Here is a 21,694-nt window from a genome sequence, read left to right as displayed (position 1 = left end):
CTTAAAAATTCGGTCTAACGGATTCGTTAAAAAAGGGCCCATCCGAAGATGGGCCTAAGGCGTGATTAAGCAATGAACGGGTCGGGATTAAATCTTGCCGACCAGGTCCAGTGACGGAGCCAGTGTCTCCTCACCTTCTTTCCACTTGGCGGGGCAGACTTCGCCCGGGTGAGCGGCGATGTACTGGGCGGCTTTGATCTTGCGCAGCAGCTCGGACGCATCGCGGCCGATACCACCCGCCGTGATCTCCACGATCTGGATCTTGCCCTGAGGGTCGACCACAAAGGTACCGCGATCGGCGATGCCTTCCTCTTCAATCAGCACGTTGAAGTTGCGGCTGATCTGACCGGTCGGGTCCGCAATCATCGGAAACTGGAGCTTACCGATGGTTTCGGAGGAGTCGTGCCACGCCTTGTGGGTGAAGTGGGTATCGGTGGACACCGAGTAGATCTCGACACCCAGCTTCTGGAATTCAGCGTAGTTGTCCGCCAGGTCGCCCAGCTCGGTGGGGCATACAAAAGTGAAGTCGGCGGGGTAAAAGAAGAATACGGCCCACTTACCCTTCGCATCTTCGTCAGTGACTTTTACGAACTCACCGTTGTGGTAAGCATGGGCACTGAAGGGTTTCAGGTCGGATTCAATATAGCGAGACATGCAAAGTTCCTCGTTGAGTGGATTTAAGGGAAAACCTAATACGAGGCTTATGCTATTAAAAAATATCTTTTAATAGAAGTTCTATATATCAATGAGTGTGATAGCTATTGGCAATATGGGTTTAATAGTTAATAAATATGGCTTTGTGTCGCCCTGGTTACGGCGGATGCGCTGCGCTTATCCGCCCTACGCGACCTGCCGTGCTACCCGCATTCTGCGCGGCCATGTAACCTGCCGAAGTTGGCGTAGGGCGGATAAGGGCGAAGCCCGCATCCGCCGTAACCACACGTTGGGCAACCACGAACAAGCCTTCAACTCCGAAAAACATCCGACCACCCTACCCCCATCGGCTGACTCCCCTTCAAACCACGGAGCCGCTACACTGTGGCAATAGCCACAGTCACGGAGTCGTTCATGGTTCGCAGTCCCGTTCTGGTGATCAATTCAGGCAGTTCATCGCTCAAATTCTCGGTGTTTGATATGCACACGGGCCGCGAAGTCCTCGCCGGTCTGGCCGAGCGGTTGGGGACAGCGGAGGCGCTGATGAGCTGGCAAGGCGAGGGCGCCAAACAGCACCGGGCGATTCCGGACCAGGGCCATGACGGTGCCTTGCGCGAGGTGCATTCGCTGCTGGATGACGTCGGCACCCCGGCCGCCATCGGTCACCGGGTGGTGCACGGCGGCGAAGTGTTTTCCGGCTCGGTGGTCATTGATGAGGCGGTCATTGAGGGTATCGAGGGTTGCGCCAGCCTGGCGCCGCTGCACAACCCGGCCAACCTGCTGGGTATCCGGGCCATGCAGCGTCTCTACCCGGCGGTTCCCCAGGTGGCGGTGTTCGATACCGCCTTTCACCAGAGCCTTGCGCCCGAAGCCTATCTCTACGCCATCCCCATTCGCCTGTACCGGGAGCAGCGCGTGCGCCGCTACGGCTTTCACGGCACCAGCCATCAATACGTAGCGGGCGAAGCGGTTCACCGCCTGGAACTCGACCCGCAGGATCACGGCCTGATTACCGCCCACCTGGGCAATGGCTGCAGCGCCGCCGCCATCCACAATGGTCGGTCGGTAGACACCACCATGGGCATGACCCCGCTCGAAGGGCTGGTGATGGGCACCCGTAGCGGGGATGTGGACCCGGGCCTGCACGAATTTCTGGCCGAGAAGCTGGGGCTGACGCTGGCGGAGATCACCGCCATGCTCAACCGGGAAAGCGGGCTGCTGGGCCTGTCGGCCCTGTCCAACGATATGCGCACTCTCACAGAAGCGGCCCAGTCCGGCAACGGCGATGCCCAGCGGGCCATTGAGGTGTTCTGTTTCCGGTTGGCGCGGCAGATCGGTGCGCTCGCCGCGAGCCTGCCAAGATTGGATGCGCTGGTCTTTACCGGGGGTATTGGCGAGAACGCCGCCCCGGTGCGCGAGCAGGTACTGAAACGCCTGCCCCTGTTCGGCTTTGAATGTGATACTGCCCTTAACAGGCAGCACGGCGACGACCGGGGCCGCATCAACGCCCCAGGCACCACCACCGCGGTGGTCATTCCCACCCGCGAAGAGTGGATGATCGCCAACGATGCTTTTCAACTCACTCATCTGTCATCAGGCGTGGGGTAACCGCTGTGCAACACACCTTTTTCATTACCGCCACTGGCGTCGGTACCGGCCTGACCTCCGTCTCCCTGGGTCTGGTTCGGGCACTGGATCAGCTCGGCGTCAAAGTCGCGTTCTGCAAGCCCATTGCCCAGCGCTCCGGTAACGATCGCGGGCCCGAGCGCTCCACCCATATGGCCCAGGCCACACTGGGCCTCAAGCCAGCCGAGCCGCTGCGCCTGAGCGATGCCCAACAGAAGCTCGCCCAGGGCGATGCCGATGCGTTTATGGAAGACGTCATTCAGGTGTACCAGCAATCCGCGGGCGATGCCGAAGTGGTGATTGTGGAGGGGCTGGTGCCGCTGGCGGACAACAACTACATCGATCGACTGAACCAGGACATGGCCAAGGCGCTGGATGCCGATATCATCCTGGTGGCCGCCAAAAACGCCGACAGCACGGCACAGCTGAACGAGCGCATCAAAATGGCGGCCAGCCTGTTCGGCGGCTTCAACAATCCCCGGTTACTCGGCTGCGTCCTGAACAAGGTGGGTGCGCCGGACCTGGAGTACCAACAGGTGGTGGCCACCGAGGAGCCTACCAGCGAAGAGCCGGAGAACATCGGACTGGAGCGCATCATCGCCTCGCTTCCGGTGTTCTCCCAGCAGCACTTCCGCTGCCTGGGCGCGATTCGCTGGCAACCCCACCTGGTGGCACCCCGCACCCGGGATGTGTGTGATTACCTCAATGCCGAAATCATCAACGAAGGGCAACTGCTCGAGCGCCGGGTGCAGAACATCACCGTCTGCGCGCGCACCATGAAAAACATGCTGCAGACCCTCAAGGCCGGCACCCTGGTGGTGATTCCGGGGGACCGGGAAGACATTCTGGTGGCCAGCTGCATGGCCGCCCTGAACGGGGTGCCACTGGCGGGCATTCTGCTTACCGGCAGCCTGCATCCCGACCCGAACGTCATGGCGCTGTGTCAGGCCGCCCTGAAATCCGGCCTGCCAGTACTGCTGGTGGGCGGCAACACCTTCAAGGTGGCGCAACAACTGAACAGCATGAACACCGAAGTACCGCCGGACGATATCGAACGCATAAACAATGTGATGGACAGCACCGCCGCCGACCTGGATGCCCGCTGGCTGATTGAGCGGACCCATGTCCGGCTGGAAAAGCGACTGTCCCCTCCGGCCTTCCGCTATCAACTGGTGCAGCGTGCCCGCGCCAACCCCAAGCGCATTGTGCTCCCGGAGGGCGACGAGCCGCGCACGGTTCAGGCCGCCGCCCTCTGTCATCAGAAAGGCATCGCCCGCTGCGTACTGCTCGGCAAAACGGATGATGTGCACCGCGTGGCGGCCAGCTACAACGTGGTGCTGCCCGAGGATATCGAGATCATCGACCCCGAAACCGTGTACCGCCATTACGTGGCACCCATGGTGACCCTGCGCAAACACAAGGGGCTGACCGAGCCCATGGCCGAGGCCATGCTGGAAGATACCGTGGTGCTGGCCACCATGATGCTCGCCCAGGGCGATGTCGACGGCCTGGTCTCCGGTGCGGTGCACACCACGGCGAACACCATCCGCCCCGCGTTGCAGTTGATCAAAACCAAACCCGACGCGGCGCTGGTGTCCTCCATCTTTTTCATGCTGTTGCCGGATCAGCCGGTCATTTACGGCGACTGCGCCGTCAACCCGGACCCCAACGCCGAAGAGCTGGCCGATATCGCCATCCAGTCCGGTGATTCAGCCATCGCCTTCGGTATTGAGCCGCGCATCGCCATGATCAGTTATTCCACCGGCAAATCCGGCTCCGGCAGCGACGTGGAAAAAGTGCGCGAGGCCACCCGCCTCGCTCAGGAAAAACGCCCGGACCTGGTGATCGACGGCCCTCTGCAGTACGACGCCGCCAGCGTCCCCTCGGTGGCCAAAAGCAAAGCCCCGGACAGCCCGGTGGCGGGCAAGGCCAACGTGTTCATTTTTCCCGACCTCAACACCGGCAACACCACCTACAAGGCGGTACAACGCAGCGCCAACCTGGTGAGTATCGGCCCCATGCTCCAGGGCCTGCGCAAACCGGTGAACGACCTGTCCCGGGGCGCCTCGGTGGACGACATTGTGTACACCATCGCCCTGACCGCCATTCAGGCCAGCGCCTGATTCCGCCAGCCTGGCGTCCCGCCCCGGCAAATCCGCTTGGGCTGGGCGCCCGTATCCGGTAGACTGCGCTCCTTTTGCGCCCTCCCCTACCGCGCTTGCGGCGCCCACACCTCCCAGTTGGACCCCTTTGTGATCTCTACCGCCAATATTACGATGCAGTTCGGGGCCAAGCCCCTGTTCGAGAACGTCTCGGTCAAATTCAACAACGGCAACCGCTACGGCCTGATCGGCGCCAACGGCTGCGGCAAATCCACCTTCATGAAAATTCTGGGCCGCGACCTGGAGCCCTCCGGCGGCCAGGTGATGCTCGAGCCGAATGTGCGCATGGGCATGCTGCGCCAGGACCAGTTCGCCTTTGAGGAATACACGGTGCTGGATACCGTGATCATGGGCCACACCGAACTGTGGAAGGTAAAGGCCGAGCGCGATCGCATTTACAGCCTGCCGGAAATGAGCGAAGACGACGGCATGAAGGTGGCGGAACTGGAAGTACAGTTCGCCGAGCTGGACGGCTACACCGCCGAAGCCCGCGCCGGCGAGCTGCTGCTGGGCCTGGAGATTCCGGAAGAACAACACACCGGCCCCATGAGCGCCATTGCTCCCGGCTGGAAGCTGCGGGTGCTGCTCGCCCAGGCACTGTTCTCCGATCCCGACGTGTTGCTGCTGGATGAACCTACCAACAACCTGGACATCAACACCATCCGCTGGCTGGAAGGCATTCTGACCCAACGCAACAGCACCATCATCATCATTTCGCACGACCGGCATTTCCTGAACAGTGTCTGCACCCATATGGCGGACCTGGATTTCGGCGAGCTGCGCATTTATCCGGGCAACTACGACGACTACATGATCGCCTCCACTGCCGCCCGCGAACGGCTACACAACGAAAACGCCAAGAAGAAAACCCAGATCGCCGATCTGCAGTCCTTTGTCAGCCGGTTTTCTGCCAACGCCTCGAAAGCCAAGCAGGCCACCTCGCGGGCCAAACAGCTGGAGAAGATCAAGCTGGAAGACATTCCGCCCTCGAGCCGGGTCAGCCCGTTTATCCGCTTTTCCCAGGACAAGAAGCTGCACCGTCTGGCGGTGGTCATGGAAAAAGCCAACAAGGCGTTTGACAAGACACTGTTCGAAGATCTGAGCCTGAGCATTGAAGCGGGTGAAAAAGTCGCGATCATCGGCCCCAACGGCGCGGGTAAAACCACCTTGCTGCGCTGCCTGTACGGAGACGTATCCGCCGACTCGGGCACCATCAAGTGGGCCGAGCAGGCCGACGTCGGCTATGTGGCACAGGACCACTCCGATGATTTTGCCTACGAGGCAACACTGTTTGAATGGATGCAGCAGTGGACCACCGGTGATGAACAGGTGGTACGCGGCGCACTGGGGCGCATGCTGTTTTCCAACGACGACGTGAAAAAATCGGTAAAGGTGATTTCCGGTGGTGAACAGGGTCGGATGCTGTTCGGCAAACTGACCCTGCTCAACCCCAACGTCATGCTGATGGACGAACCCACCAACCACCTTGATATGGAATCCATCGAGGCCCTGAACCTGGCGTTGGAGAATTATCCCGGAACGCTGATTTTTGTCAGCCATGATCGGGAGTTTGTGTCTTCACTGGCTACCCGGATTATCGATATGAAGCCGGATGGACTGGTGGACTTCCACGGCTCCTATGAAGAGTATCTGCGCAGTCAGGGGTTATAGTTTGGCGGGCACCCATGCGGTGCCACCACATCCATCAAAAAGAGCACTCCAGAATATTATCCTCGCGCCTTATAGCGATACAGTATAAACAGGACGTAACTCGCCGTCTGAAGCATGATATAACGTTGCCCAAGACGGCAGTCTTCCGGTTGAATACAGACACACCCTACCTGAGGGCATCAGGCAATAAAAAACGGGTGAAAGTGCATTTTCATTCACTCTCAATAATGAATATACACCACAAAAGGATCTGGCCATGCTGATCAAGCTACCCTGCATCAAACTACTTTGCGTAAGCCTGTTTCTTCTAGCAAGCCACACCAGCTTTGCCGACACTGACAATATCACCCAAGCTTTGCAACATGAGGTTCGTACGGAAGAGAACAAAGCACGAGATTCAGCGCGCAAGCCCGAACAGGTACTGACGTTCTTTGAAGTTACGCCGCAAAGTACCGTCGTTGAAGTGTGGCCGGGCTCTGGCTGGTATACCGAGATCCTGGCGCCATTATTGGCAAAAGAAGGAAAACTTTACGCTGCCCACTTCTCTGACAAGTTCAGTCTTCTGGACGCCGAATATATGCAGAAAGCCCGGAGTGAATACCAGGAAAAACTTGAATCGCACCCGGTTTACGACAATGTGATACTCACCGAGTTTGCCCCACTGGCCGATATCGCTATTGCGCCGCCAGCGAGCGCTGATGTGGTGCTCTCTGTTCGCAACCAGCTTTATGTATTTGAAGGCGAGAAATCAATGAATCACGCCTTGGCCAACTTTTATCAGGCGCTCAAACCCGGCGGAGTATTGGGAGTTGTGGCGCCACGCCTACCGGATGACTTGCAGGATGCGGATTGGGGGAAATCAGGTTATGTCCCCGAACAACTATGGTTAACGTTGGCTGAAGAAGCCGGATTCAGCTTTGAAGGCAAAAACGACCTGCTGCTAAACCCGAAGGATACTGCCGATCATCCGCAAGGAATCTGGTCCTTACCTCCCTCCTTGATGGGAGATGCAAAAGACAAAGGAAAGTATCTGTCCATCGGCGAAGCCAACCGGATGGTGCTGAAGTTCAAAAAGCCAAGCAATTAAAAGGTCGGAGCTTGTAACCCCGCAGGGCACCCATAGGGTTCCGCCACCCGGCTTTATGCCTACGCCCCAAGCCGGGAAAACGGGCTGCGCACCGCATTGTCTTCTGAACCGCTGTCTCATCAATATCCTTGACGCGCAGGCGAATCGCTACGCGGCCTGTCGGCCGCCGGATGCTCGCAAGCTTGCACCGGTCTACGCGGCGCTATGCAAAAATTTGGAGTCTGAGATTATGGAAATAGTTATAACTGTAGTGGCTGTCCTGGCAGCCACAACTATTCTATATAAGGTGCTGCCTCACCGGAATCTTGGACAAAAAAAACCGATACTTGCACTTTTCCCAAAATACAAGAACGAAGTGCCAAAGCCTAAATCCGTTTATCGTGTGGAAGAGGTAATGTCGTCCTTGGGATTTGAGAAGAAAAAAGATCAAGGCGGCTCAATAAAGTATTCGAGAGGCTCTATAGCTGGCGACATATCTGTTAAGCTTATGAAGATAAACGTTACGTTTTCGCCAATAAGCAATGGTAATCTTCCTTACACTGTTGAAGCCGCCTGGGTTGTTGCTTTCGACACAGGAGATCATTGGGACTTTACAAAGCAACTGGGCGATAAGATCGAAAGTGCATAACGAAGCACAGCACCACACAGTCTCCGGCTGCCGAGCACTTGCAGGCTCCCACCGCTATGCGATGAAAATATGCCAAGTATTCGTAGGTCTTCTAGCGATTGTAGCTACAGGGTGTGCAGGAATCGAAGCTAATTCTCCTGTGTCGTTGCGTGGCGAAGAAAACTCCTACAAGTATGACCAAGTCGTTCTGGAGAAAGCGCTAAAGAAGGCTCAGACGTGGTCAAATATAATATACGGAAAAGATTGCGTTGTTTGTGCTGAACTCCTACCAGATCCTTCGAAGTCACGTTTTGAGCTCCATATTACTAGCCCTGGTGACTTACTGTTCAACACCTCTGCCACTATGGAGTTCAGAAAATCCGATGGAAAAGTCATTGATAAATCGATATATCATTCTTGCAAAGTACACTACAAATCAGAAAATGATGCATAAAAAACGTTTCCATTTGACGCCGCAATGCGGCGCAAATGAAGCCGGGCGCCAAGAGGAAAAGTATGGTAGAACTGGATCACGATGAATGGAAAGAGATTAGAGGCAGAGTAGACTCTCTAGCGAATGCGGTGTTCTTGATTGCAGGTGGTGCACTAACATTGTCGGTATCATCACTGCTTAGGTTTTCCCAGGAGATCGGACCTGAATTAAAGACTTGTATAAGTCTTTCATGGCAAATACTATTCGGCTCTATAGTTGGTTTCATACTATTGAAGGTAAGCCTGATTGCACAATCGTATATGCGGTGCACCCTTCGCCCAGAGCAGTACAATCGCATAAACGGAATTACCAACTCCTTCGGCTGGACGGTAGGGCTTTTAGCATTACTATTGTTTATTGTAGGAATGTACATGATGTTTGGCGTTGCTTTGGTCGTAATTTTCCCAACTTAACAATCCAAGACAGCGGGGCATATTGATATTGGCTGCCCAGGTAAGGAGGTCTGAAACATGGAAAATGCAGATCGGGTATAAGGTAATATCAGGCTGCTAGTCTTTATAGTTACTTTGCCCTTTTGGGCAATACTAGCCATTGAGGTGTACAGCATTTGGCTGGGCGACCCTTATACTTTCGATATCACGCACGCTCTGGCTGCAGCGGCAATATATGCGTTCTTTCGAATAGTAGTACAGGGTAAGAATCCAATCGGAACAGCTGATAATGCAAAGCAATAAAAATGCTTACCATTACACCACCGCAAGTGGTTCAGCTCCAACACTTCAAATGTGGCCTTCATGCAAGGCGTTATGCGACTATAGGAAACATTATGAAATACCGTCTAGTATTCACTTTGGTTTTAGCGTTCCTGCAGTCTTGTGCCACGGTCGATAGTCCGGCTGAGTCTTTCTCCTTTTCCCGTGAAATGAAGTATGGCTTCTACTCCTACAGTTTCAAACGCCTCGAGGCCTACAAACCTGAATCGGAATTAGCGCTGATTTTCCCGTCGATTCCTGGAGCAATCTTTGGAAACCCCACAGATGATATATTGTATGTTGCTGAAGTCAGAAATAGCCATACCTTTGAACTCGTCCTTCCCAGCGATATTGATGCGAAGTCGGCGACTATTAGGCAGTCGGGTTTAAATGTTGTTCCAGCCGATACAAAGCTATTGAGGCTAGGCACTTTTCACGCATTTTCGCCGTACCGCGATCACATAGGTGGCGGTGGATTTATTAGTACAATAGACAACGAACCGCTAATTCTCGTTTATTTTTCCAACCCGGCGAATATTCGAGGAGTGCTAACGTTAGGAAAACAAAAGTTCGACCACCAAATCACCATTTCCAATGCGGGTTGGAATTGGATAAAAGTAGTTGAGCTATCCGATAATAGCTACCGACTATCTGAGTTTGACGGTGATAAAGGGGATATCGAGTTTAGTGTGGTCGTCAATACTGCTGCCAGCATATAAGTATATGCTTAACAACGCGCAGAGCTGCACTGTCCCAGGCCGCGGTGGGACGCTCGTAAAATCGCTCCCGTGTGCGCAAAGTTATGTAGGTAAGGCGTTAGGAAAACGACAAAGTGTGGCCAATAACATGTGTTGATTACTGGTCTTCTTTTGGTGATTTATTCGTCATACTTTTTCTTATTTTTCCGTAAGCATATCAGAATTAAAGAAGAATCCGTCCGCGCTGCTTTCTCAGTCTAGTGGTTCAGCAATCGTCGCCCTGAACCATAGACAGCCGGTGGCATACCTGATCCCTGCGGAGACCTACGAAGCTATGACGAGTATGACTGAGGATTATGAGCTAGCTAAGCTTCTCGATGAGCGACCAAGAGATAAGAATCAAGCAGTATCAGTGTCTTTGGACGACCTATAAGCTCAAGTTTCTACCAGTTGCGCTAAAATAGTAGGAGAAGTTTGGAGCTCCAGTCAAAAGCCAGTTTAAGAAAAAGCTGGCGACCAGGCTGGAAAATCCAAGAGTGCCAGCGGATAAACTAAGCGGTTACGAGTCGGCTTATAAGATCAAGCTTCGTTCGGCTGGGTATCGGCTGGCTTACGAAGTGGTTGACGATGAATTGCTTGTGTACGTTCTGGCTGTAGGAAAACGGGATAAAGGTAAAGTTTATTCCGTGCTCAAAGTACGAAAGTAAGTTGTACCAATAAAACCGCCTAACAAGGTGTGGCTTTAATCCGCCGCGAGTTGCGGCAACCGCACTACCGCATCCCCCACCGTCATCCGGCCGCCTTGAATAATCCGGGCACAGAGTCCCCCATAGCCAAACATCGCTGCAGCGCCCCCTGCGCCCAGGGCTTCGTCCATTCGGGAACAGGGGTGACAGAGGGCGGTGGTTTCCAGTACGGCTTCGCCAATCTGTAGGCGCTGGTGGCGCAGCAGGTTCATGTTCATTCCGGAGATCACCAGGTTGCGCCGTAATAGCGCCGGGTCGATCTCGGAGTGGCCGGTATGACGAGCGATGGCCTCGATAAATTCGCGGCTTATCAGGGTCACCTGGCGAGAGGAGCCCGGGGTTTTGCTCATGCGGTGATCGCCTTCCAGGCCCAGCCCCTCTACCGCCCGGGCGCTGTCCACCACGTGGATGTCGCCTCGCCGCTTACTGCGCAGGCCGATCCATTCGAGCCGCCCCTCTGGCAGGCTTTGGCACAACTTGTCGAGTAAGCGGGTTTGGGCTGTCATATTGTCACCGGGATGCGTTACGGGTTCAGGCCACTAAAGAAGTTTTTGGCGTTGGTCGCCAGGGACTCCAGGTGGTAGCCGCCTTCCTGTATCACCAGGGTGGGCAGGTTCATGGCGTTGATGCCTTCGCCCATGTGCCGGAAGCCTTCGCTGCTGACCGAGACTTTGGCCTGCGGGTCTTCGTGGTACACATCGAAGCCCAGAGCGACGATCAGTACGTCCGGCTCGTACAGGCGGATGGCGTCGGCGGCGTCGGCCAGTTTTTCGAAGAAGGTGGACTCGGGGGAGCCGTGGGGCATCGGCATGTTGATGTTGTAGCCATAGCCGGGGCCCGCGCCCCGCTCGTCTTCATAGCCGCTCACCACCGGGTAGAAGTTGGTGGGGTCGCCATGGATGGAGATGTAGAGCACGTCGTCCCGATCGTAGAAGATTTCCTGAATACCCTGGCCGTGGTGCATGTCCGGGTCGAGAATGGCGACTTTGTCGTAATGGTCCAGCAGGGCTTCGGCGGCGATGGCGGCGTTGTTCAGATAACAGAAGCCACCGGCGGCGTCGCGCCGGGCGTGGTGGCCGGGCGGGCGGCACAGGGCGTAGGCCCGCTGCTGTCCGGTGAGAAGCTCATCGGCGGCGGATAGGGCGCTCTGGGCGGACCAGTAGGCGGCCTCCCAGGTGTGGGGGCCGATGGGGCAGCTACCGTCGGCCTGATAGCGGGCGCATTCCGCCAGAATACCGCGCATGGGGTTCGGTGAACGGACAAAGATGTTGGACATGACTTCCCCGCCCCAGTCCTCGGGCCAACGCCGGTGGGCTGACTCAAGAAAGCGCAGGTAGCCCAGGTCGTGCACCCGATTGATCACATCCATGCCGTGATCGGTGGCCTGTTCCGGCCGGACGCCCAGGGCCTCCAGGCCCTTGACCAGCTCCGGGGTGCGCTCCGGCAGCTCTTGAGGGGGGCGCATCTGGCCGCGGGTCAGGTAGGATTGCGGGGCGTGTTTATCCTGGGACGGATGAAAAAACGCTTTCATGGTCTCTCCTGTCTCCGGTGATCGTGGGTGTTATTGCCTCTGTTGAGACTAGCACATACCGGGCCGGGTTCACCCTGGCTTTGCCCACGGACCCAGGTGCGCTAGACTAACGGCATGAATCGCCACTCCTTCCGTCATTGGTTGTTTGCGCTACTGCTGTTTCTGGCAGGGCCGCTGGGTGCCTCGCATCCGCCGATGATGACCGATACGGCGCCCGAACCCTGCCATGACACCATGGAGATGGCTATGGCCGATGGTGGTGCCATCCACAGTCATTCAGAGCATGACTCTACGCACCTCGCAGCCACCCCGGATCACGACTGCGACAGCCAGTGCGCCTGTTGCCCGGCTCCTGCTCCGGTTTTGTGGCCCTGACGGTGCAAGCGGTCCCGCCAATCTCAACCCCGAATCACTTCCTCTCTTCAGCCACCGACGCTGCACCCACGCGCGCGCCGCTGGAACTGCTCCGCCCGCCCAAATTCTCCTGACCACAGGATAGGTGCGCCTGACGATCGCACCCCCTTGGCCCTCCGCGGCCGTTTTTCTGTTGTGGTATTACCTTGTGGACAGGTGTTATGAACAAACCTCTATTTTTCGTGGCGCTGCTGGGCGCCTTTGCGCCGGGTGTGGGCAGTCATTTGCTTTGGCCCGAGCCTTCGGACAACGCCGAACCATCCAAGACTAGCGACGAGAAGGAGCCCCTTTACTGGGTGGCTCCCATGGATGACAGCTATCGCCGGGATGGGCCCGGCAAGTCCCCCATGGGCATGGATCTGGTGCCGGTGTATGCGGAGGACCAGAAACGCGAGCCCGGCGATGTCCGGATTAACCCGGCGGTTGCCCAGAACCTCGGGCTGACGCTGGCGGAAGCGACCCACGCGCCGGTGGGCCAGACCATTGAAACGGTCGGACTGGTGGAGGTGAACCAGCAACAGGTGCAGCACTTTCACGTGCGCGCCTCAGGCTGGATTACCGAGCTGGCTGTGGCCACCGAGGGCGACCCGGTCAAAGCCGGTGAAAAACTGTTTGAGTTTTACTCGCCGGAAATCATCAACCTGCAACGGGAATACCTGCAAAGCCTGAGAGACCAGCTTCCGGGACGGGCGGAGGGCTCCCTGTCTCAGATGCGCGCCAAAGGGGTGAGCGAGCGGGAAATCGAGCGACTGAAACGCGAACGCAGCGTACGGGAGAAACTGCGCTACTACGCGAGCCGGGACGGCTATGTGGTGCAGCTCGGTGTGCGCGAGGGCAACTTTGTGGACCTGCCGCAGAACCTGATGTCCATTGGCAGTCTTGAAGACATCTGGGTCAATGTCGAGCTGTTTGAGGCCGATGCGGGTCGTATCACCACCGGCCAGCCGGTCACCCTGACCACCGCAAGCTATCCCGGTGAAACCTGGGAGGGCACCGTCTCCTACCTCTACCCCACGCTCAACAGCAACACCCGAACGCTGCGCACCCGCCTGGAATTTGCCAACGACGAGGGTCGGCTTAAACCGGGCATGTTTGTCCGCGCCCGGATCGAGCCCGAGGATGAACAGGCCGTGCTATCCATTCCCCGCAGCGCCCTGATTCGCACCGGCGCCGGAACCCGCGTAGTGCGGGAAGTGGAACCGGAGGTGTATCGCTCGGTACCGGTCAAGGTCGGACAGGTCGGCCGCGAGCGCGCCGAAATTCTGGAGGGCTTGCGCCACGGGGATCGCGTGGTTGAAGACGGCCTGTTCCTGATCGATTCCGAGTCCAGCCGCGCGGCGGATTTGGGCCGAATCGAAACCCGAACACCAGAAGAGGACGAGGCGGATCACGATGCCATGGATCATGACGCAATGGATCACGGAGACATGGATCATGAGGGAATGGACCACGGAGGAAGCGCACCATGATTGCCGCGATCATTCGCTGGTCCATTCACAATCGCCTGCTGGTGGTACTGGCCACCTTGATGCTGTTGGGCTGGGGGCTCTACTCGGTGCGCAACACACCGGTAGATGCCATCCCAGACCTGTCCGATGTGCAAGTGATTGTCAAAACCTCCTACCCCGGGCAGGCGCCCCAGGTGGTGCAGGACCAGGTGACCTACCCGCTCACCACCGCGCTTCTGTCCGTCCCCAAAACCCAGACCGTGCGGGGCTTTTCCTTCTACGGTGACTCTTACGTTTATGTGATTTTTGAGGAAGGTACGGACCTCTACTGGGCCCGCTCCCGGGTGTTGGAGTATCTGAATCAGGCCGCTCAGGATTTACCCGAAGGCGCTCGCCCCGAACTCGGCCCGGATGCCACCGGGGTGGGCTGGGTATTCAACTATGCGCTGGTCGACCGCACCGGCCAGCACAACCTGGCGGAACTCACGACGCTGCAGAACTGGTTTCTGAAGTACGAGTTGCAGGCGCTCGATGGTGTGTCCGAGATCGCCACCATTGGCGGCATGAACCGGCAATATCAGGTGGAGGTCGACCCGCAGAAGCTGCGCGCCTATAACCTACCACTGCAACAGGTGCACGCCGCCATCGTCAACGGCAATGCCGAAACCGGCGCGTCGGTCATCGAAATGGCCGAGGCGGAGTATATGGTGCGCGCCACCGGTTATGTGCAGAGCATAGAAGACCTGGCGCAGATTCCGCTGGGCACCAACGAGCGGGGAACCCCGCTGCAGTTGAAAGACGTCGCCACCATCCAACTCGGCCCGGAAATGCGTCGGGGCATTGCCGAGCTGAACGGCGAAGGCGAGGTGGTGGGTGGCATCGTGGTGATGCGCTCGGGCGAAAACGCGGCGGAGGTGATTGACCGGGTGAAGGCCCGGCTGGATGAACTGAAGCCCAGTCTGCCCGACGGCGTGGAGGTGGTCACCACCTACGACCGCTCGCAACTGATTCGCAATGCGGTGAGCAACCTGTACGAAAAGCTCGGTCAGGAACTACTGGTAGTGGTCCTGATCTGCGCCCTGTTTCTGTTTCACCTGCGCTCATCCCTGGTGGTGGTGTTCAGCCTGCCGCTTGGCATTCTCATCGCGATGATCGTAATGCAGATCCAGGGCATCAACGCCAACATCATGTCCCTCGGCGGCATTGCCATCGCCATTGGTGCCATGGTCGATGGCGCGGTGGTGATGATCGAAAATTTTCACAAGCACCTGGAGCGCCACAAAGGCGAGCTGAGCAACGAACAACGCTGGCAACTGGCGGCCCGCTCGGCATCGGAAGTGGGCCCGGCCCTGTTTTTCTCGTTGCTGATCATTACCCTGAGTTTTCTGCCGGTATTCGCCCTGGAGGCCCAGGAAGGGCGGATGTTCTCCCCGCTGGCCTTTACCAAAACCTACGCCATGGCGGCCGCCGCCGGGTTGGCCATTACCCTGGTGCCAGTGTTGCTCGGTTACTGTGTGCGCGGGCGCATCCTGCCCGAGCGGAAAAACCCGATCAACCGGGTTCTGATCGCAGGCTATCAACCGCTGCTGCGCGGCGTGTTGCGCTTTCCCAAAACGACACTGCTGATCGCCCTGGCGATCATGGTCATCGGACTCTGGCCCGCACAGAAACTCGGTACGGAATTTATGCCCACGCTGGATGAAGGCGACCTGATGTATATGCCCACCACCTACGCGGGCGTATCCATTGGCGAGGCGCGGCAAATTGTGCAGCAGACCGACAAGCTGATCAAAACCCTGCCGGAAGTGGAGACGGTGTTCGGCAAAATCGGTCGGGCCGATACCGCCACGGATCCGGCCCCGCTGACCATGATCGAGACGGTGATTCAGTTCAAACCCAGAGACCAGTGGCGACCCGGTGTCACCCCGGAATCCCTGCGCGCCGAGCTGGATCAATTGATCGACTTTCCGGGCCTGACCAACGCCTGGGTGATGCCGATCAAAACCCGGATCGATATGCTCGCCACCGGCATCAAAACTCCGGTGGGAGTAAAAATTGCGGGGCCGGACCTGTCGGTGATTGAACAGCTCGGGCGGGAGCTGGAAACCGTGATTGGTGAGGTACCCGGTGCGAGCTCCGTGTACGCGGAACGCGTGGCCGGGGGGCGCTATCTGACCGTGGATATCGACCGCGCCAGCGCCGCCCGTTACGGGCTGAATATCGCCGATGTGCAGTCGGTAATCCGCACTGCCGTGGGCGGTGCCAATATCACCGAAACCGTCGAAGGACTGGAGCGCTACCCGGTCAACCTGCGCTATCCCCAAGCCTATCGTGACTCGCCGGAGGCGCTGGCCAATTTACCCATTGTCACCCCCAATGGAACCCACATTCCTTTGAGCGAGGTCGCCCGTGTGACCATCGACGATGGACCGCCCGCTATCAAGAGCGAGAATGCCCGGCTGAACGGTTGGGTGTTTGTCGACATCACCGAGCGGGATCTGGGCTCCTTTGTGGCCGACGCGCAAGCGGCGGTGAACGAGCACATTGAGTTGCCCTCCGGCTACTCGCTGCGCTGGGCCGGTCAGTACGAATACATGGCGCGCGCTCAGGAAAAGCTGGCGCTGGTGATGCCGATTACCCTGGGCGTGATTGTGTTGCTCCTGTACCTGAACTTCCGCCGCTTCAGCGAAGTGGCGATGATCCTCATGACATTACCGTTCGGGTTGTTGGGCGGCGTCTGGTTGCTGCTGGCGTTGGGCTATGACCTGTCGGTCGCGGTGGCCATGGGTTTTATCGCCCTGGCGGGGGTGGCGGTGGAAATTGGCGTATTGATGCTGGTGTATCTTAACCTGGAGTATCAGGCCGCCGAGGTGCGCTGCACCGAGGCCGGTCGGGCCTTCACCCGCGCGGACCTACAGCAGGCGGTGATGGAAGGGGCCGGGCTGCGGCTGCGGCCGATTGTGATGACCGCCGCCACGCTGTTCGCGGGCCTGCTGCCCATCATGCTCGGCGGCGGCACCGGTTCGGAGGTGATGCAGCGCATCGCCGCGCCGATGGTGGGCGGCACCTTCACGACACTGATCCTGACCTTGTTGGTGCTACCGGTGATCTATTACCTGTGGCGCTCGGTGGGTAAGCCGGCGACTTGATCGCCGGCTTAGCTGCGCAGGATGCTCTGGATCGTCGTAAACAAAAACGCCGTGAAGAGCAGAAAGCTGTAAGCAGTGGCAGTGAGTAAAAATTTAAGAACCGATTTCCACCATCCCTGACGATAAAACGTTTTGTGGCTCAGTAGCAGGTAGAGAGGCACCGACCAGAACAGCAGGCTACTGAGCACACTCAATGCCTCGGGCACCACAGGCCAGGCCGCGATGGCATCCTCAAGCATGGCCAAGCCCACCACCACCACAGCCAATTGCAACCCGAAGCTGTGGGTGTGGAGGGCAAGTATCAGGTGCTCCATATAATAGTGATGTCGCCGCCAGTAAATCAATTTCAGAACCAGGGCAAACAGCGGTAATAGCAAGAACATTACCTGGGGAGCAAGGGAAAAAAACTGATTGATGCCGATCTGAGGGTTCTCGGCAATACGACCAAAATTATATTCGAGTCGGCGATTGATTTCGTCGCTGACCAAGGGCAGCTCAAAGTGCACATCCCGGCCCGGTATGGGTGGCGCAACCAGACCGCTCCTCGATTCTGACCCCTCACCCGAGGCTCTCTCGGTCGTCTCCTCCGGTGGATTCAAGTTGATCGAATCCACCGGTATCGCCTGAGCGAACACCAGAAAAGCCACAATGGAGGTAAAGATGTACAGGCGCAGCGGCGGAACATATGGGGCTCGGTGCCCCTGAACGTAACGCAGACTCAGAAACCCCGGGCGGACCCACAGTGGCCACAAGGTCCGCCAGAGACGATTGTCCCAGTTGGTGAACTCCCCCAGGAACTCGGTGATGAGTCCGAAGGCGCTGCGTACATAATTCTTGTTGTCCTGCCCACAGCGATGGCAATAATCGCCCTGAAGCGGCGTATCGCAATTGGCGCAGAGCGAAGGCTGAGTCATGTCATCCCTGTCGGCCATTGCGCTAAGCCACCACCCGGTCGCGCCCTTCAAGCTTGGCTTGATACAGTTTTCGATCCGCGCTCTCAATAAATTCCGCCAGCTCACACTCGTGATCGGGAATAATACTGGCGACGCCGACGCTGATGGAAACCAACTGACTGGCATCGGAAGCGGCGTGGGGAATCTGCAACTTCAAAATGGCCTGGCGGCATCGGTCGGCCACCGCATGAGCGGCCTTTCCATCCGTTTCCGGGAGCACCAGCATGAATTCCTCGCCACCGAACCGGGCCAGGAAATCCCTGGGGCGGGAAGCCACGGTATCCAGGGTCTGGGCAATCGACCTCAAGCAGTCATCGCCCTGCAGGTGTCCGTACCGATCGTTGTACTGTTTGAAATAATCGATGTCGATCAGCAATACCGACAGCGGCTGGCAGTTGCGCCGGGCATTCAACCACTCCACATCGAGAATGGAGTCGAGCATGCGCCGGTTGGCCACGCCGGTCAGGCCGTCCTGGTAGGACAGCGTCTCAAGTTCTTTCTGCAGTTTGATCAGTTCCTGCTCGGTTTTCTTGCGCTCACTGATATCGAACATGAAGCCGATCAGCGCTTCCACTTCACCTTGCTCATTGCGGGCGACATGGACCACGTCCCGAATCCAGACGTAGTCGCCGTCTTTGGTCAGTGCCCGGTAGTCTGCCTCATGGTCCACACCGGACTGGGACTGGCTCACACAGAAGTTCACCACCCAGTCCCGATCTTCCGGGTGCATCCGGGTCGCCCAGTCCTCTACGCTGACCCAGCTTTCCGGCGTCCAGCCCAGGAGCGCTTCAATCTGGGGGCCGATGTAGGCGAATTTCATGGTCGCCCAGTCGATTTTCCAGGGGATGGCCTTGGTGGATTCAAGCAGGGTTTTATAGACCGCGCTATCAGTTGCGTCGGAAATGGGGGAGCTCATGAATAGGTGGCCCGGTGCTGGTTGGTCAAAGCCGCTCCTCTGCCGGGAGCGATCACGCTGCCTCAATATACTCCGAACCGCCGGGGCGGCCAACACCCGCCCACCTGACTACACCTCGAAATGGGCCACTTTGCGCGACAACTGCTGAGCCAGCTCGGACAGCTCCCGACTGGACCCCGCTACCTGATCGGCGCCAGCGGAGGACGCCAGGGTCGCTTCGCTGATCCGGTTGATGTTCTGATTGACGCCCTCGGCCACCTGACTCTGCTCCTCGGCGGCGCTGGCAATCTGGTGGTTCATATCGGTGATGGATACCACCTCCTGACGAATGGTGGACAGGGCGCTCTCGGCCTCCCGGGTTTTTATCACGGTTTTCTGGGCCAATTGATGGCTGGTTTCCATCACCTCCACCGCGTCTCCGGCCCCGGTCTGCAGGGTGCCGATCATCTCCCGAATCTCCCGGGTCGAGGCCTGGGTGCGGGTCGCCAGCGAGCGGACCTCATCGGCAACCACCGCAAAACCCCGGCCGTGCTCGCCGGCGCGGGCCGCTTCGATGGCCGCATTCAGGGCCAGCAGATTGGTCTGCTCGGCGATACCGTTGATTACATCGATGATTTTTTCAATATCGCCACTCTGGGTCGATACCGTCTGCACTTTGCTCACCGCGTCCTCAAGGGTCTGCGCCAACTGTTCAATGGCGGAAGCGGTTTCCTGCACCGTCTGATTGCCGGTGTTCACTTCCCGGTCAGCGCTCTGGGTGGCGTTTGAGGCATTGGCCGCGCTTCGGGAGATCTCCACCACCGAGGCACTGAGCTGATTGATGGCGGCGGCCATCTGCTCGGTTTCCGAGGACTGCAGGCGCACCTGTTCGCTGTTGTCATCCGAAGTCCGGGTCAGCTCTTCCGACGAGCGGGCCAGGGTTTCCGCCGCCATGCGTACATCGGTGATCACACCGGCGAGCCGGCGCAGGGTTTTGTTGATATTGGCCATGACGCTGTTTGGGTAGCGAGAGCTCTCCGTCACGGTCAGTTGCCCGGATGCGAAAGCTTCGATCGCCTCTGACAAGGCTTCCGGCTCAGCCCCGAGAGTCGCTTTGATGTTTTTGATGATCACCACGGCCACCACCGCTCCCGCGATCAACGCCAACAAAAGAAACGCCACCATGACTTTGGCAAAATCGCTTGCTACCGCCTGCACATGATCCACGTCCCGCCGGATATCCGCTTCCTGATAGTCAATAAACGCATTCACCCGAGCCAGCCATTCGGTGTAGGCCACCGAGACATCGGATAACAGAAACTCGCGGGCCGCCTCGATGTTGCCGGCCTGGCGAAGGGCGATCAACTCAGAGGTCAGGCCCAGGGTTTCCTGCTCAATCGTCTGAATCCGGTCCAGCAGGCGCTGCTCTTGATCAGTCACGTTCTGGGTGTCGAAGAGCGCGTCCATCTGCCGGGCCGAGTCCTGATAAAACGCATCCAGGTCACGCACGTCCTGCAAGTGAGCCTGCAGGGCGCGGTCGTTCTCGACCAGCACGGCATCGCGAATGGCGATGGCCCGGTCGTGGACGCTGCCCCGGAAATTGATGGCATAGCGTTGCTTCTGGGAGGCCCCCTCGTTGACAGCGGACAGGGTCCGGTCCATGACGGTCACCCGCTGGATCCCCAGCACGGTCACCATGGTAAACAGTAGAAGAATCAATCCGAAACCCGCGCCAAGGCGCTGGGCGATGGTGAGCGATCTAGCCATGATAAGTACTCTGTATACGGGGACTCGCCCCTAGAATGTCCTTGGCTCTGCGGCCAAGTGTTAATTTTCCCGACAGAGTACGTGTCAGTGTGTCGCATAGATCAACATTGCGACCATTGGGCTGAGAATCGTTGGATTACGCGCGTTGCGCTAATCCAACCTACTCAAGTTGTGACGCTATGGATTCCATTGACTGCTGTAGTGCGTTAGCGAAGGCCTGGGGCTGCTCGAACTGGGGGAAGTGATGGGTGCCCGGCAGGATGGTCTCCTGAACGTAGGGCGCGCAGCGCTTTTGCGCCGCCTCGGAAATGTGCTCACCGTTCAGCGCCACAATGGGCCCTTTGATAGCGGCAAAAGCCGCGTCCGGGGACCAGCGCAACAGGTTGTGCCAGATGGGCAGCAGGCGCTCTGGATCGCCCGACGACATCCGGGCTTTGATCCACTCACGGATTTCAGGGTCCAGCTCCGACACCGTGGTGTTGTCCACCAGCCCGGCCATGGCCTCGCGAAAATCCGCCTTGAAAGGTTCTTCAATGGAGGCAATGGTCTCGGCATCCATATCCCCATAGGGCAGCCCGAAACTGTCCACCAAAACCACGCCCACCGGTCCGGACCAGCGCCGGGCCGCTTCCAGGGCCACGCAACCGCCCATGGAGTGGCCCACCAGTATCAGTCGGTGGGCGCCCTTCTGATCAGCCACCTCGGTTACGGCTTTGGCCAGGCCCTCGATCGTCCAGTCATCCCAGAGTCTATCCCGCGCCTCGCCGTGGCCGGGCAGATCCAGAGCCAGGCAGTGGAGGTCCTGGGGCATGGCAGCCAGTGTTTGCACCCAATCGGTGCGCTGGCAGCTCCAGCCGTGAATCAGAATGACCAGAGGTTCGCCCTGGCCCTGCTCGGTCACACAATCGTCATAGTGGTCGGACATGGTTGGCTTCTCGTTGGAATGAGTCGTGCTTGAATTAGTCATTGCAGATTGGCGTATTTCAACGCAGACTTATTTAAAATAAGCGAAAATCGCGCCAGAGTCGATGATTTGATCTCCGGCTGCCCGCCACATCCACTGGCGGCGGCCTTACGGAA

The 21,694-nt window shown here is 57.9% G+C and carries 17 protein-coding genes and 1 pseudogene; 11 read left to right on the top strand and 7 right to left on the bottom strand.

Features of this window, described 5'->3' with window-relative positions:
• Positions 1-87 precede the first annotated feature (87 nt).
• Entirely contained in the window at positions 88-654 is a 567-nt protein-coding gene (gene ahpC, locus B3187_RS17360; RefSeq protein WP_123638521.1) for an alkyl hydroperoxide reductase subunit C, read from the bottom strand.
• Between the two features lie 414 nt (positions 655-1,068).
• Here ahpC and B3187_RS17355 point away from each other — a divergent pair, with 414 nt between their 5' ends.
• The 9 genes and pseudogenes from B3187_RS17355 to B3187_RS17315 all read left to right on the top strand — a co-directional run.
• Positions 1,069-2,262, top strand: a complete 1,194-nt coding sequence (locus B3187_RS17355) for an acetate/propionate family kinase (RefSeq protein WP_286807744.1) — start codon at positions 1,069-1,071, stop codon at positions 2,260-2,262.
• Positions 2,263-2,267: 5 nt separating this feature from the next.
• Positions 2,268-4,403 carry a phosphate acetyltransferase gene (gene pta / locus B3187_RS17350; RefSeq protein WP_286807743.1) on the top strand — a complete coding sequence of 712 codons (2,136 nt, stop codon included), beginning with the start codon at positions 2,268-2,270 and terminating at the stop codon, positions 4,401-4,403.
• Positions 4,404-4,532: 129 nt separating this feature from the next.
• Positions 4,533-6,113 (top strand): ABC-F family ATPase, encoded by a 1,581-nt coding sequence (locus tag B3187_RS17345; protein WP_123638525.1) that lies wholly within the window; start codon positions 4,533-4,535, stop codon positions 6,111-6,113.
• 256 nt (positions 6,114-6,369) lie between these two features.
• Entirely contained in the window at positions 6,370-7,200 is an 831-nt protein-coding gene (locus B3187_RS17340) for a class I SAM-dependent methyltransferase (RefSeq protein WP_286807742.1), read from the top strand.
• Positions 7,201-7,429: 229 nt separating this feature from the next.
• Positions 7,430-7,828: a hypothetical protein gene (locus tag B3187_RS17335; protein WP_286807741.1), complete on the top strand. Its 399-nt coding sequence runs from the start codon at positions 7,430-7,432 to the stop codon at positions 7,826-7,828.
• Positions 7,829-8,323: 495 nt separating this feature from the next.
• A complete protein-coding gene (locus B3187_RS17330; protein WP_286807739.1) occupies positions 8,324-8,713 on the top strand; it encodes a hypothetical protein in 390 nt (129 codons plus the stop codon).
• A 374-nt stretch (positions 8,714-9,087) separates the two neighbouring features.
• Entirely contained in the window at positions 9,088-9,732 is a 645-nt protein-coding gene (locus tag B3187_RS17325) for a hypothetical protein (RefSeq protein ID WP_286807738.1), read from the top strand.
• 160 nt (positions 9,733-9,892) lie between these two features.
• The gene (locus B3187_RS17320) at positions 9,893-10,144 is read left to right on the top strand and encodes a type II toxin-antitoxin system Phd/YefM family antitoxin (protein ID WP_286807751.1); all 252 of its coding nucleotides are present in this window, start codon (positions 9,893-9,895) and stop codon (positions 10,142-10,144) included.
• A gap of 52 nt (positions 10,145-10,196) precedes the next feature.
• A pseudogene (locus B3187_RS17315) lies at positions 10,197-10,418 on the top strand (type II toxin-antitoxin system RelE family toxin); the annotation flags it as partial.
• A 35-nt stretch (positions 10,419-10,453) separates the two neighbouring features.
• Here B3187_RS17315 and B3187_RS17310 read toward each other — a convergent pair.
• Together B3187_RS17310 and B3187_RS17305 are read right to left on the bottom strand one after the other, a co-directional pair.
• Positions 10,454-10,963, bottom strand: a complete 510-nt coding sequence (locus tag B3187_RS17310; RefSeq protein WP_024461514.1) for an MOSC domain-containing protein — start codon at positions 10,961-10,963, stop codon at positions 10,454-10,456.
• Positions 10,964-10,980: 17 nt separating this feature from the next.
• Positions 10,981-11,988, bottom strand: a complete 1,008-nt coding sequence (locus tag B3187_RS17305; protein WP_024461515.1) for a histone deacetylase family protein — start codon at positions 11,986-11,988, stop codon at positions 10,981-10,983.
• A gap of 575 nt (positions 11,989-12,563) precedes the next feature.
• Here B3187_RS17305 and B3187_RS17300 point away from each other — a divergent pair.
• Together B3187_RS17300 and B3187_RS17295 are read left to right on the top strand one after the other, a co-directional pair.
• Positions 12,564-13,871 carry an efflux RND transporter periplasmic adaptor subunit gene (locus B3187_RS17300; protein WP_286807737.1) on the top strand — a complete coding sequence of 436 codons (1,308 nt, stop codon included), beginning with the start codon at positions 12,564-12,566 and terminating at the stop codon, positions 13,869-13,871.
• Positions 13,868-16,999 carry an efflux RND transporter permease subunit gene (locus B3187_RS17295; protein ID WP_286807735.1) on the top strand — a complete coding sequence of 1,044 codons (3,132 nt, stop codon included), beginning with the start codon at positions 13,868-13,870 and terminating at the stop codon, positions 16,997-16,999. Before B3187_RS17300 ends, B3187_RS17295 begins: the two co-directional genes overlap by 4 nt.
• An 8-nt stretch (positions 17,000-17,007) precedes the next feature.
• Here the strand turns inward: B3187_RS17295 and B3187_RS17290 are convergent, their stop codons facing one another.
• The 4 genes from B3187_RS17290 to B3187_RS17275 form a co-directional block, all read right to left on the bottom strand.
• Positions 17,008-17,931 carry a DUF3667 domain-containing protein gene (locus tag B3187_RS17290; protein WP_286807733.1) on the bottom strand — a complete coding sequence of 308 codons (924 nt, stop codon included), beginning with the start codon at positions 17,929-17,931 and terminating at the stop codon, positions 17,008-17,010.
• A 4-nt stretch (positions 17,932-17,935) separates the two neighbouring features.
• Positions 17,936-18,868: a sensor domain-containing diguanylate cyclase gene (locus B3187_RS17285; protein WP_024461520.1), complete on the bottom strand. Its 933-nt coding sequence runs from the start codon at positions 18,866-18,868 to the stop codon at positions 17,936-17,938.
• A gap of 108 nt (positions 18,869-18,976) precedes the next feature.
• A complete protein-coding gene (locus tag B3187_RS17280; protein WP_286807732.1) occupies positions 18,977-20,614 on the bottom strand; it encodes a methyl-accepting chemotaxis protein in 1,638 nt (545 codons plus the stop codon).
• A gap of 160 nt (positions 20,615-20,774) precedes the next feature.
• Positions 20,775-21,539 (bottom strand): alpha/beta fold hydrolase, encoded by a 765-nt coding sequence (locus B3187_RS17275; protein ID WP_286807730.1) that lies wholly within the window; start codon positions 21,537-21,539, stop codon positions 20,775-20,777.
• Positions 21,540-21,694: the final 155 nt, after the last annotated feature.

The organism is Marinimicrobium sp. UBA4209 (genome assembly GCF_002381585.1).
In the GTDB taxonomy this organism is placed as follows: domain Bacteria; phylum Pseudomonadota; class Gammaproteobacteria; order Pseudomonadales; family Cellvibrionaceae; genus Marinimicrobium; species Marinimicrobium koreense.
This window is presented reverse-complemented; position numbering and strand designations above follow the sequence as displayed.